Origin of the sequence: Streptomyces sp. ITFR-6, assembly GCF_031844725.1 — a bacterium.
In the GTDB taxonomy this organism is placed as follows: domain Bacteria; phylum Actinomycetota; class Actinomycetes; order Streptomycetales; family Streptomycetaceae; genus Streptomyces.
This window is the reverse complement of the sequence record NZ_CP134612.1, coordinates 5,648,623-5,661,012: the sequence shown is the minus strand read 5'-3', so window position 1 is coordinate 5,661,012 and position 12,390 is coordinate 5,648,623. Positions and strand designations below refer to the sequence as shown.

The following is a 12,390-nucleotide window of genomic DNA, read 5'->3' as shown; positions in this document are numbered from 1 at the left end:
ATGACAGTCACCCTGGCGGACGTGGCGGCTCGCGCCCGGGTGTCACCGGCCACGGTGTCCCGTGTGCTGAACGGCAACTACCCGGTGGCCGCGTCCACTCGGGAGCGGGTCCTGCGTGCGGTGGACGACCTGGACTACGTGCTGAACGGGCCCGCCAGCTCACTCGCGGCCGCCACCTCCGACCTGATCGGCATCCTGGTCAACGACATCGCGGACCCGTTCTTCGGGATCATGGCGGGCGCCGCGCAGTCGGAGATCGGCGGTCCGGGCGACGGTTCCGGCCGGGCGGGCGGCGAGAAGCTCGCGATCGTCTGCAACACCGGCGGCTCCCCGGAACGCGAGCTCACCTACCTGACCCTGCTCCAGCGCCAGCGCGCCGCCGCCGTCGTCCTCACCGGCGGCGCGGTGGAGGACCCGGCGCACCGGGCCGCGATGTCCGCGAAGCTGGCGAAGCTCGCGGACGCCGGGACCAGGGTGGTCCTGTGCGGGCGGCCCCCGCTGCCGGACGGCGAATCGGTCCTGGCCGCGCTCGCCTTCGACAACCGGGGCGGCGGCCGGCGGCTCACCGAGCACCTGATCTCGCTGGGCCACCGGAGCATCGGCTACGCGGCGGGACCGCTGGAGCGGACCACGACCCGCCACCGCCTGGAGGGCCACCGCGAGGCGATGAGGGCGGCGGGGCTGTACGAAGACGGGGACGGCGGTGCTGCTGCGGCCAGGGGCGGGGGTTCCCGTGCCGGGGAGCGCCTCACCGTGCACGGCTCCTACGACCGCCGCTCCGGCTACGACGCCACCGTCGAACTCCTGCGCCGCGAACCGGGGATCACGGCCGTCGTCGCCGCGAACGACACGGTGGCACTGGGTGCCGCCGCGGCGATCCGCGACCGCGGCCTGCGCATTCCCGAGGACATCTCGGTGGCCGGCTTCGACGATCTGCCGTTCTCGGTGGACGTGGTCCCGGCCCTGACGACCGTACGGCTGCCGCTCTTCGAGGCGGGGGCGCGGGCGGGCCGGCTGGCGATGGGCAAGGAGGCCCCGCCGCCCGGCGGCATCGCGACGATCCCGGCGGAGCTGATGGTGCGGGGCTCCACGGCGGTACCACGGTTGGGGTGAGCGCCAGGGGCAGAAAGATGGGGGCGGTGCCCCCATGCCTGCGGTCCGCCCCGCCGGGAGTATGGGTCATGGCGGACCGGTGGTGCCGGCGCCGGACCGAGGAGGTGCGATGGCGGAGAACGATCCGGGCAGCCGCGAACGGGTGCGCGTCTCCTCCCCGGCCGGCCCCACCGCACGTACGTCGGCCCCGCATAGGGCCGCGGGCCTCCCGGGCGCCACGCATCCGGCGCCCGGCCCTTCCCGGTCCGACGGCCCCTGGTGGCATCCGGCACTGGCCTTCGAACCGTCGCCCACCGGGACCCCCGACTGGGTGGAGTTCGTCGAGGACGTGATCTCCACCGCCCCCGAGAAGGCGGACGTCGAGGGCGGGGCCGGCGCGGACGGGCATCCGGGACTGCGCGGTTTCGCCCGCGTCCTCGCCCCGCTCACCGCCCGCGCGGCGGTGCGGATGCTGGACGCCCTGCCCGAGCGGGTGGGTCGCTGCGCCGACCTGGACACCGTACGGAACGACTTCGAGCGGCACCTGGCCCGGCGGCTCGCCCGGCTCGCCGCCCGCACCCTCGTCCTGGAACTGCACGTGGCGCGGCGCGCCGGGCGGCTCGACGGGGAGGACTCCGCGGGCCGCTTCACGGACTTCCTGCGGCTGACCGGCGCTCGGCCGGGACTGGCCGCGCTCCTCACCGGCTACCCCGTGCTGGCCCGGATCCTGGCGCGGACCGCGCTCGACGCCGCCGCGGCACTGTCCGAGATGCTCGTCCGGTTCGCGGCGGACCGGCCGGTGCTGCCGAGGGGCCGTGACGCTTCGGGCCCGGCGGCGGACAGCGTGCGGGGTGCCCGGCTGATGGGCGTGGAGCCCGGCGCCGGGGACAGCCACCGGGGCGGGCGGACCGTGATGCTGCTCCGCTTCGACGACGGTTCCCGGCTGGTCTACAAGCCGCGGCCGCTCGCCGTCCACCGGCACTTCAACGAGCTCGTCAACTGGTTCAACGCGCTGCCCGGCACTCCCGGACTCCGCACGCTCGCCCTGCTGGACCGGGGGTCCTACGGCTGGGTGGAGTTCGCCTCGACACGGCCCTGCCGCTCGGCCGGCCAGATCGAGTCCTTCTACCAGCGCCAGGGCGCGCTGCTTGCCCTGCTGCACGTGCTGGACGGAACCGACCTGCACTACGAGAACCTGATCGCCGACGGGGAGCACCCGGTGCTCGTCGACGTCGAGACGCTGTTCCACCCGCCGCTGCCCGCCTCGGCATCGGACGATCCGGCGGCCCGCGCCCTGCACAGCTCTGTGCACCGGGTCGGTCTGCTGCCTCAGTTGCTCGTCGGGGACGACACGGCACTCGACATGTCCGGGATCGGCGGCGGGCAGGCCGCCTCCTCGCCGGTGCGCAGTGCCGACTGGGCGGACGCGGGGACCGACCGGATGCGGCTGGTGCGCCGGACGGCCCGGTTCGGGGAGTCCGCGAACCGGCCCCGGCTGGACGGGGCGCCCGCCGATCCGTCCGCCTTCGTCGGCCCGCTGTGCGAGGGGTTCAGCGCCGGGTACACCGCGGTCAAGGAGGCCCGCGCCGAACTCCTGCGTCCCGGCGGGCTGCTGGAGCGGTTCGCGCACGACGAGGTGCGCGTGGTGGCCCGGCCGACCTGGGTCTACACCTCGCTCCTGGACGAGTCCACGCACCCGGACCTGATGAAGGACGCCGCCGCGCGGCACGAGGTGCTGGCGCTGCTGGGGACCGATGTCATGGGTCCCGCCGCCCTGCCCGGCCTGCTGGAGGAGGAAGTCGCCCAGCTGTGGTCGGGGGACGTGCCCCTGTTCACGGCCCTGCCCGAGCGCACCGACCTGTGGAGCGGGGCCGGCCGGCTGCTGTCCGGGCCGCTCGCCCGGACCGGACTCTCCCTGGTCCGGGAGAAGCTGGCGGGCCTGGACACGGTGGACCGCCAGGACCAGGAACGGATCATCTGCGCCGCGATGGTGACCACCTCGCGCGAGCCCGCCCACGCGGGCGGAACAGGGCCGCGCCGGGCCCGTACGGCCGCTACCGCGCCGGAGCCGGAACACCTGCTCGCAGCGGCCAGGTCGGTCGGCGACGAGCTGGTGTCGCAGGCGTACTCCGGACCCACCCGGCTGAATTGGATCGGCCTGGAGCTGCTCGGGGAGCGCTACTGGCGGCTGGGGCCGATGGCCGCCGACCTGGCGAGCGGCTACACCGGTACGGCGCAGTTCCTGGCCCAGCTCGCCTCGCTCACCGGGGCGGACCGCTACGCCGCGGCGGCCCGGGACGCGCTGGCTCCCCTGGCCGGACTGCTGGAGGTGCTGCACGCGCGTCCGGACGACCTGGGGCCGGTGGGCTCAGGCGCGTTCGCCGGGCTCGGCGGGATCGCCTACGCGCTGATCCAGGTCGCGGAGACGCTCGATGACCGCCGCCTGCGCGAACTGGTGGTGCCGGCCCTGCGGTTGACGGGTGCGGCGGCCGTCGCGGAGAGCGAGCACGGGGTCCGCGGGGGCACGGCCGGCGGGCTGGTCAGCCTGCTCGCCGGGTACCGGGCCACCGGACGGGCCGATGTGTGGCGGCGGGCGGAGCACAGCGCCGGGCTGCTGCGCGAGGCACCGCTGCCGGACACCGCGGGATTCGCCGACGGGGCCGCCGGAATCGGCTGGGCCCTGCTGCGCTTCGCGGAGGCGGGCGGCGGCGAGCCGTACCGCGCCCCGGGGCTCGCGGCCCTGCGGTCCGCGACCGGCACCGTGGACGCCGGGGTCTCCTGGTGCCGGGGCCGGACGGGCGTGGCCCTGGCCGTGCTGGACAGTGCGGCCGCCCGCGCCGATCCGCTGCTGTCCGCCTGGGCACGCGAGGCGGTGGCGGACATCGCGCGGAGCGAGCCGCCGCTCGACGACAGCCTGTGCCACGGAGAACTCGGGGTCCTCGAACTCCTGGGCCGGGCAGAGCCGTTGGTCACCCGCACCCGGTGGGTGGAGCGGGCCGGGGCCCTGCTCGCGGCGGCCGACCGGGCCGGACCGCGCTGCGGGACACCGGGGCTGGTCCCCCATCCGGGGCTGCTGACCGGACTCGCCGGGATCGGGCACGGGCTGCTGCGGGCGGGCTTCCCCGACCGGGTGCCGTCACTGCTGCTGCTCGCCTGACCGGCCGCACCCTCTGATTCTCCCGTACCACCAGCGCACACAGACGCACCACGCTCGGCACACCGCACCGGAACCTCCCCCGAGAAGAGGCAGAAACCATGCAGAGAAACGACGCTTCGGCAGCCTTCCTGACCACCGACCTCACGGACAGCTCCGCCGCCGAGCACCCCGCCGGACAGATCGCCCTGGGGGCGGCCGGCAGACTCGGGCTGCGCAGCAGAATCCTCAGCGCCGCGGACGGGAACACCGGATACACGCTGGATCTGCCGTTCACCACGATGACCGCACCGTTCTGAGCCAAGTCGACTTCCTCTGAAGCGAATTGGCCTACTACCCGGCGGGGTTCCGCTCAAGTAACCTGCGCCCATGCGTGCCACTTCGTCGGTGATGACCGGTCGAGCCGCCGAGACCGGTCTGCTGAGCAGCGCCCTGGACACCGCTTCGCGGAGTTCGGGGCGTGCGATCTTCTTCGTCGGGGACGCCGGCATCGGCAAGTCCCGGCTGGCCGGGGAGTGCGCGTACCGCGCGTACGAGCGGGACATGCCGGTGCTGCGCGGCAGAGCCACCTCGACCGGCCTCGTCGTACCGTTCCGGCCACTGGTCGAGGCGCTGTCCTCACGGTTCCGGGCGGCCGGCACACCCACGGACCCGGAGCTGGACCCGTACCGCCCGGCGCTGGCCCGGCTGGTGCCGGAGTGGCGTCAGGGCTCCTCCCCCGGCTACCCGGAGACGGTCGTCGAACTGGCGGAGGCGCTGCTGCGGCTGCTGTCGGTGCTCGGGCAGGAGCACGGCTGCGTGATCCTGCTGGAGGACCTGCACGACTCCGACACCGAGACGATGGCGGTGGTGGAGTACATCATCGACAACGTGGCGGACGTGCCGGTGCTGCTGCTGGGCACGCTGCGGCCGGAACCCGGTGTCGCGCTGGATCTGGTGCGCTCCGCGGAGCGCAGGCAGGTCGCCACCGTGCGGGAGTTGGCACCGCTCAGCGCCGCCGAGGTGCGGGGGATGACCGCGTCGTGTCTTGAGACCACACCGGACGAGGTTCCGCAGGCCACCCACGAGCGGCTGGTCGACCGGGCGGGCGGCAATCCGTACCTGATCGAGATCCTGCTCGCCGACCTGCTCGACTCCGGTCAGCTGCGGCGCACCGGCGACCAGTGGCAGGCGTACGGGAACCCGGACGCGGCGGTGCCCACCGGAGTGGTGCGCAGCTGGTCACGACGGCTCGACCGGTTCGACGAACCGGTACGTGAGTTACTCCTGTGCGCGGCCACGCTGGGCAGTCAGTTCTCGGTCACCGTGCTGCAGACCGTCACCGGGTTCGACGACCGCACGCTCTTCAGCCATCTGCGCTCCGCCGTCGAGGCGAGCATCATCGCCCCTGACGGTGCCAACCCCGACCGGTACACCTTCCGGCACGCGCTGACCGCCGAGGCGCTGGTGGCCTCGCTGGCCCCGGCGGAACGGGCCGCGACCGCCCGCCGGGCGGCTGCCTCACTGGCTGCGGTGATCGAAGAACTGGGCGACGAACAGCTACAGTTGATGGCGACCCTGCAACTGGCCGGGGGCGATCGTCACGGCGCCGCCCGGCAGTTCGCCGCGGTCGGCCGGCGGATGCTCACCGCGGGGGCGTCCGGCTCGGCCGTCATCCTGCTGGAAAGGGCCCGCTCGCTGGCCCACGCGGGCGATCTGAGGGGCATCACCGAGGCGCTCGCCGTCGCTCGGGCCGAGGCCGGCGAACTCGACACGGCCCTGGCACTGGCCGCAGAACTGCCCCCGGTGCCACCCCGGTCGGAGGCCGCGGAACAGCGCGGCGAGACCCATGTCCGGATCGCCTGGGCGGCCGTGATGGCGGAGCGCGCGGACGAGGCGGCCGACCAGATCCGGACCGCGCGGAGCCTGCTCGGTACGGCCGTCCGTCCCGGACAAGAGGCCGCGCTCGACGTGGTGGAGGGCCATCTGGCCCTGCTGCCCGGCCAGGTACCGCGCGTACAGCAGCGGTCCGCGCAGAACGCGGCACGACGGGCCGCCGCCGTCGCGGAGGAGCGCCACCTCCCCGTGGTCGCCTGCCAGGCCTGGCAGTTACTGGCCCTGCTGTCGCGGGAGCGCGGCTTCGACGAGGCCGACGCCTGTCTGGAGCGGATGCTCGCCGTGTCCGAACAGCACGCCCTGCCGGTGTGGCGGGTGGAGGCGCTGGTGCGGCTCGGTGCCAATACGTTCATGCGGACCGGTGACCCCGCCCGGCTGGAGACGGCCAGGACCGCCGCGCTCTCGCTCGGCGCGCTGGTGCCGACGCAGACCGTGGACGGGCTGCTCGCCATGAACGCGGTGATGCGCGGCGCCTGGGACGAGGCGCACGAGATCATCGAGCGGTCGGTGGCCGCCAGCGCACGGGTCCGCAATCTGGGCGCGCACCGGTATCTGCTGTTGGCCTCGGCGGCCCTCGCGGCGCACCGGGGCCGAAGACGGGAGCTGGACCGGGCGCTGGTCCGGTTCCGCCGGGCGGGCGGCGAGGAGTCCTTGCTCGTACCACTGCAACTGGGCCTGTGCCGGGCCTTCGCGGCACTGCTGGAGGAGGACCGCGGGCGCGCGCTGGCCGACCTGGACGACTCGCTGGCCTGGGAACGCGAACACCCCAGCTTCTTCTATCTGAGCGGCCGCTACGGGCTGCGCCCGCTGCTGCGGGTCCTCGACGGGCAGGACGGCCGGGCGGAGCTCTCCGCCGCGCTGGAGAGCCCCGGCGCCGACCTGGCCTGGAACCAGTTGTTCCTGCGGCTGGCCGAGGGCGTCCTGCATGGCCGGGAGGGCGATTCGACGGCGGCCGCCCGGTCGGTCGGCTCCGCGTTCGCCGACGCCGCCGCCTTCCCGCTCGCCCGCCACCTGGGACTGCGGCTGACCGCCGGCGCGGCGCTCGCCGAGGGCTGGGGCGAGCCGGTGAGCTGGCTGCGGACGTCGGAGGAGTACTTCTACGGGGCGGGTATCCAGCCGGTCGCCGCTGCCTGCCGGGCGGCGCTGCGGCAGGCGGGCGCCAGCGTCGGACAGCACCGGGGCGGCTGGGACCGCATCCCGGCCCCGCTGCGGACGAGCGGCGTGACGCCGCGCGAGTACGAGGTCTTCGTCCTGCTGGTGGAGCGGCCCGGCAACCAGCAGATCGCCCGGCGGCTCTCCATCTCGCCGCGCACGGTCGAGAAGCACATGGCGAGTCTGCTCAGCAAGACGGGCCGTCAGGACCGCTCCGCTCTGTGCGACTTCGCCGCCGAGTACGCGGTGGAGCCCGACTGACGCGCGTCGGTCCTTCCCGCTGCCCCATCGACTCCCCACGGCCGCCCGCAGCGCTTCCGGGCGCATGGACACGCGCAGGTGGGGGCCCGCGCGGGCGGGGTACGGGGCCGGGGTTCCCAACATGGGGGTGCGGAGCGGATCTGGTCGGGTCCCGGCACGGAACATGCGGGCCCGGCACCGATGCGGGGGCGCCGTCCCCGGCGGACGATCCAAGGGTGCGACCGGCAGACCGCCACCCCCGTCCCCCGGTGCTTCGGAGGCTCGTCCATGACCAGACCCCCCACTGGCACGCCCGCACCCGGCGTGCTGAGCCTCTCGCTGCTCGGCCCGCTCTCCGGATGGGCCGACGGGCGGCCGCTGTCACTCGGGCCGCGCAAACAGCGGCTGGTCCTGGCCATGCTGCTCAGCCGCCCCAACACACCGGTGCCGGTGGACGTCCTCACCGACGCGGTGTGGCCGGACGCGCCGCCCAGGACGGCACGCAAGAACCTCCAGGTGTACGTCAGTTCGGTCCGGACACTGCTCGGCACCCGGTGTCCCGACGGGCCGGACGGCGGCCGGGAACGGCTGGTGCACTCCTACGGCGGCTACCTGCTGCGGATCGGCCCGGCCGAGCTGGACACCCTCCGCTTCCGGTCCCTGGCCGCGGCGGGCCGGCGGGCCGCCGACGACGGCGATCCGCGCGCCGCCGCCGGCCTGCTGCGCAGGGCCCTGGACCTGCGCCAGGGGCCGCCGCTGCACGATCTGCGCGACTCGCCCGAGGTGGCCGCGGAGGCGGAGCGGCTGGAGGCCCGGTGTCTGACCGTGCACGAGGACTGGGCCGAGACGGAGATCTCGCTGGGCCGGGCGTCCGCGGTGGTGGACGGGCTGCGGGACCTGGCCGAACGGCATCCGTTGCGCGAGCGCGTCCTGGCCGCGTGGATGGACGCGCTGCACCGGACCGGCCGCAGGGCCGAGGCGCTGGCCGTGTACGACGACTACCGTCAGCTGCTGGCACGGGAGTTGGGGCTGGAGCCCGGAGCCGCCATCGTTGCCCGGCAACGCGCGATGCTGACCGGCAGGGATGGCGCGGACCGCCCCCGCGCGGCGGCGGCCGCGCCCCGGGCACCCGCCCTGCGGGCGGTACTGCCCGCGGTGGTCTCCGACTTCACCGGCCGCGGCGAACAGCTGCGGGAGCTGCTCGACGTGCTGGGCGGGGCGAACGGCCGGGTGGTGGCGGTCACCGGGGCCGCCGGAGCGGGGAAGACCGCCCTGGCGGTACAGGCGGCGCACCTGCTGGCGGACCGGTACCCGGACGGCCGGATCCACATCCGGGTCCGCGACGAACAAGGGGTGGTGCGCCCCGCCTTGTCCGTCCTCGGCGAGCTGGCCCGGCTGACCGGCGGTCCGCACGGAGCGGAGCCGATGGCGGACGCGGAGCACTGGCGGCACTGGCTGGCCGGGCACCGCTCGCTGGTCGTGCTCGACGACGTACCGGACGAGGCGGCTGTGCGGGCCCTGCTGCCGGGCACCGGCAGCAGTTCCTTCGTACTGACCGCGCGGAAACAACTGGCCGGGCTGTCGCCCGTGCACCGGATCGCGCTGCCGCCGCTGGCCCCGGCCGAGGCGCTGGAGCTGCTGGGGCGGCTGATCGGAGCGGGGCGGGTGGGTCTGGACCGGTCCGCCGCCCTGCGGATCGCCGACGCCTGCGGACTCCTTCCGCTGGCGGTACGGGTGAGCGGGATGCGGCTGGCGGTACTGCGCCATCTGCCGCTGGCCGAGTACGCGGAACGGCTGGCCGATCCGGCCGGGGCGCTGGACGAACTGGTGGCCGGTGACATCTCGGTGCGCGCCCGGCTGATGTCGGGCTGGCAGGACCTCTCCGCGGGGAGCGGGCTGGCGCTGACCCGGCTGGCCTCCTCGGTCCGCGAGGGGCTGTTCACCCTGCCGGAGGCGACGGCGGCGCTCGGCTGCGACGAACGGCAGGCGCTGCGGACGGTGGAGGCGCTGATCGACGCGGGGGCGGTGACCTCCCCCAGCGGCGAGGTCACCGCCCACTCCGTGCTGTACGAACTGCCCCGCCTGGTAGGCCTGTTCGCCCGCGAGCTGAGTGCCGTTCCGGCAGCGGCGGCCGTCGAGGGGACGGCGGCGCACCGCACAGCGGTGCCGGCGGACGTGGCCACGGTGATCGGCGCGACGAGCGCGTAGCCGCCGCGCCCCGCACATGTGAATAGGGCACTTCCGGGGTCGGGAAGTGCCCTATTCACATGGTGTCGCCGTGCCCGTGGGTCCTGGGTCACCCCAGGGTGAGTACGTCCAGCAGGTCCGGCCGTTCTTCCGGCGTGGCCGACAGCGTATGCAGGGCGAGCAGCACGCCCGCCGCCCCGGTCGCGAGATCGGCGGAGAAGCGGCGCAGCCGCGCCCCGGGCACCAGCAGCCGGTCCTGTTCGGCGACCAGGTGCCAGGAGAGGTTGCGCACGGAGTCCAGCACCTCGGCGTCGGGCCGGCCGCCGGACAACTGGTGGGCGGTGGCCACGAGTCCGGAACGGCCGGTGAAGAGCCCGGGTTCGCGGATGAACTCCAGGAGGCACCCCTGCCGGACGCCGGGCAGCAGCGCGGCGAGCGCGGGGGCCTCCCGGTGGGCGAGGTAGCGCTGGGCCACCAGGGCGACGCCGCCGCTGCCCTGGTCCAGGTAGAGGAAGTGGCGTTGGCCGTCCTTTACCTGCACGCTGCCGCCCGGCATGGTCACGCAGTGCTCCGCCTCGCGGGCGAGCGTCGCCCCGGCGGCGTCGAGCAGCCACTCCTCACCGGTGAGCGCGTGCAGTTCGAGCTGGAGCAGCGCGGCCCCGGTGAAGCCGCGCAGCAGTCCCGCAGAGGGCGGGGCGAGCGGGCCGCCGGTGGCTTCGCCCCGGACCAGCGCGTCGAGTTCCCAGGCGGTGCGCAGGGCCCGGTCGAGCAGTTCCCGGTCGGGCGGTCCGGCACCGTCCGTGGCGAGGCGGAGGGCCGCCAGCGCCGTTCCCGCGGTGCCCGTGAGCAGGTCGGCCGAGGCGGGGGCGGCTGCCCGGAGTGCCCGGTCGAGGAGTTCGCGGCCCTCCTCGCGGCGGCCGAGCCGGGCCAGCACCAGCGCGACGCCGGGCAGTCCGTCGAACAGCCCGCCGGGGGCGTCCGGGTCGCGGCGCAGGGCGGTCCGGGCCAGCCAGTCGACGTACTCGGCGGGGACCGGGGCGCCGACGCGGTGCAGGGCGTACAGCACCCCGGCGGCTCCGTGCGCGGCGCAGATGCCGCCGGTGGCGAAGCCGGCCAGGTCGCCGGGGAAGAGCCGGTCGGTGCGGTCCGGGGTGGCGTCGGCGTGGATGCCGGCCAGGAGCCGTTCCCGGATGCCGGACCAGTCGGGCTCCGGGCCCCGCAGCAGCAGGTCCACCATCGGTTCGCCGCTGTCCGCGGGGAGCCCCCGGGAGAGGGTGGCCGGGCGGGGCGGTCCCGCGTCGGGGCCCAGCCGGTAGCGGGCGCGGGCCCAGCGTTCGATGCTGAGCACCTTGCCCCGGTCGTGCTCGGACACCTCCATCAGCGGCATCAGGATGTGCAGCCAGATCGCCCAGAGCGCGTAGTCGTCCGCCTCGGCTCCCCCGGTGCCGAGCGGAGCCTGGAGGCCTGGGGCGCCCGCCAGCGGGGTGTCCTCGTCGTCGAGGTCTGTGGCGTACTCGAAGTCGATCAGGACCACCCTGCCGTCAGGGCGCAGGATGACGTTGGCGGGGTGCACGTCCGCGAACCGCAGCCCGCGGGCGTGGATCCGGTCGAGGGTGCGGCCGAGCCCGGCTGTGACGGACTCGGCCCACCGGGAGTAGGCGTCGAGTTCGGCGGGAGTGCGCTCACCGCGCACCAGCACGAAGCGGTCGACGATCTCGTCGAACAGGGTGGTGCCCTCGATGTACTCCTCGATCAGGAAGTGGTGTTCCCAGACCGTGCGGACGCCGTACACCTCGGGCACGCAGTCGAGTCCGGCGAGCCGGGTCAGGGCCCGGTGCTCCCGGTGCAGCCGGGTGACGGCGTCGTGCCCGGCGGGGTCGAGACCGCAGTGCGGCCGGGCCTCGCGCAGCACCACCCGCTGCCCGGTGGTGCGGTGCTCGGCGAGGTAGATGCCGCCAGCATTGGAGAACTGGAGCGCCTTGGTGACGACGTAGGGGAAGCCGTCGTCGCGGGCGGCGGCACGGGCGGCGAGGTGGGGGCGCAGCTGTTCGGGAACGGTCACCCAGTCCGGAATCCGGAAGACCACGCCCCTGGTGTCGGGGACGAGTTCCCCGGAAGGGTGGCGCATCGCGCGGACCCTGGTCCCGTCGGTGTCCTGGCACCAGAGCTCGACGAACGCGCCGTAGCGGACGTGGACAGGAGAGTTCCCGATCCGCAGGTCGCTCAGGATGTACGGTCCGCTGCGCCCGTCCAGGGCCCGCGTCAGGGCGTCGAGCAGTCGCAGGAACGCGGGCTCGTCGGCGGGGTAGAGGGTGAGGAACTTCCCCGCGCCGGACCGGTTCATGTACTTGGCCGACATCAGCCGCAGGGCGCGCTCGCTGCGCAGGAACTTGAACGGGACCCCCTGCTCCAGGCAGATCCGGGCGGTGTCGGCGAGGGTGCGCTCGGCGTCCGCGGCCACGGTGGAGATGTGGATCTTCCAGCCCTGTTCGGGGAGTTCGGCGGAGTCGGGGTGGAGTGCGGTCCACAGCCCGCCCCGGCCGCGCCGCCAGCCCTCGGGCGGTTCGGCGCGGTCGAGCGGGTAGCGGGTGTCCTCGTCGGGCAGCCGGGCCGGGGTCTCGTAGTAGCGGCGGTCGGCGATGCAGTACAGCTGGGTCTCCTGGATGCCGGGCACGGCATACCTCCTGGGT

At 74.7% G+C, this 12,390-nt stretch carries 6 protein-coding genes; 5 read left to right on the top strand and 1 reads right to left on the bottom strand.

Annotation, left to right across the window (positions count from 1 at the left end; translation table 11 throughout):
• The 5 genes from RLT59_RS25855 to RLT59_RS25835 all read left to right on the top strand — a co-directional run bounded on the left by RLT59_RS25855 (position 1) and on the right by RLT59_RS25835 (position 9,721).
• Positions 1 to 1,113 (top strand): LacI family DNA-binding transcriptional regulator, encoded by a 1,113-nt coding sequence (locus RLT59_RS25855; RefSeq protein WP_311305610.1) that lies wholly within the window; start codon positions 1 to 3, stop codon positions 1,111 to 1,113.
• Between the two features lie 109 nt (positions 1,114 to 1,222).
• Positions 1,223 to 4,249, top strand: coding sequence for a type 2 lanthipeptide synthetase LanM family protein (locus RLT59_RS25850; RefSeq protein ID WP_399126095.1), 3,027 nt, complete (start codon positions 1,223 to 1,225; stop codon positions 4,247 to 4,249).
• Positions 4,250 to 4,347: 98 nt separating this feature from the next.
• Positions 4,348 to 4,545 (top strand): hypothetical protein, encoded by a 198-nt coding sequence (locus RLT59_RS25845; RefSeq protein ID WP_311305609.1) that lies wholly within the window; start codon positions 4,348 to 4,350, stop codon positions 4,543 to 4,545.
• Positions 4,546 to 4,615: 70 nt separating this feature from the next.
• Positions 4,616 to 7,534: a helix-turn-helix transcriptional regulator gene (locus RLT59_RS25840; RefSeq protein ID WP_311305608.1), complete on the top strand. Its 2,919-nt coding sequence runs from the start codon at positions 4,616 to 4,618 to the stop codon at positions 7,532 to 7,534.
• A 267-nt stretch (positions 7,535 to 7,801) separates the two neighbouring features.
• Positions 7,802 to 9,721, top strand: a complete 1,920-nt coding sequence (locus tag RLT59_RS25835) for an AfsR/SARP family transcriptional regulator (protein WP_311305607.1) — start codon at positions 7,802 to 7,804, stop codon at positions 9,719 to 9,721.
• A gap of 88 nt (positions 9,722 to 9,809) precedes the next feature.
• Here RLT59_RS25835 and lanKC read toward each other — a convergent pair whose 3' ends face one another.
• The gene (lanKC, locus tag RLT59_RS25830) at positions 9,810 to 12,374 is read right to left on the bottom strand and encodes a class III lanthionine synthetase LanKC (protein WP_311305606.1); all 2,565 of its coding nucleotides are present in this window, start codon (positions 12,372 to 12,374) and stop codon (positions 9,810 to 9,812) included.
• Positions 12,375 to 12,390 lie beyond the last annotated feature (16 nt).

What these genes read in the sequence shown, in the direction of transcription:
- RLT59_RS25840 (WP_311305608.1), top strand. Translation starts at nt 4,616, where the DNA reads ATGCGTGCCACTTCGTCGGTGATGACCGGTCGAGCCGCCGAGACCGGT.
- RLT59_RS25835 (WP_311305607.1), top strand. Translation starts at nt 7,802, where the DNA reads ATGACCAGACCCCCCACTGGCACGCCCGCACCCGGCGTGCTGAGCCTC.
- RLT59_RS25855 (WP_311305610.1), top strand. Translation starts at nt 1, where the DNA reads ATGACAGTCACCCTGGCGGACGTGGCGGCTCGCGCCCGGGTGTCACCG.
- RLT59_RS25850 (WP_399126095.1), top strand. Translation starts at nt 1,223, where the DNA reads ATGGCGGAGAACGATCCGGGCAGCCGCGAACGGGTGCGCGTCTCCTCC.
- RLT59_RS25845 (WP_311305609.1), top strand. Translation starts at nt 4,348, where the DNA reads ATGCAGAGAAACGACGCTTCGGCAGCCTTCCTGACCACCGACCTCACG.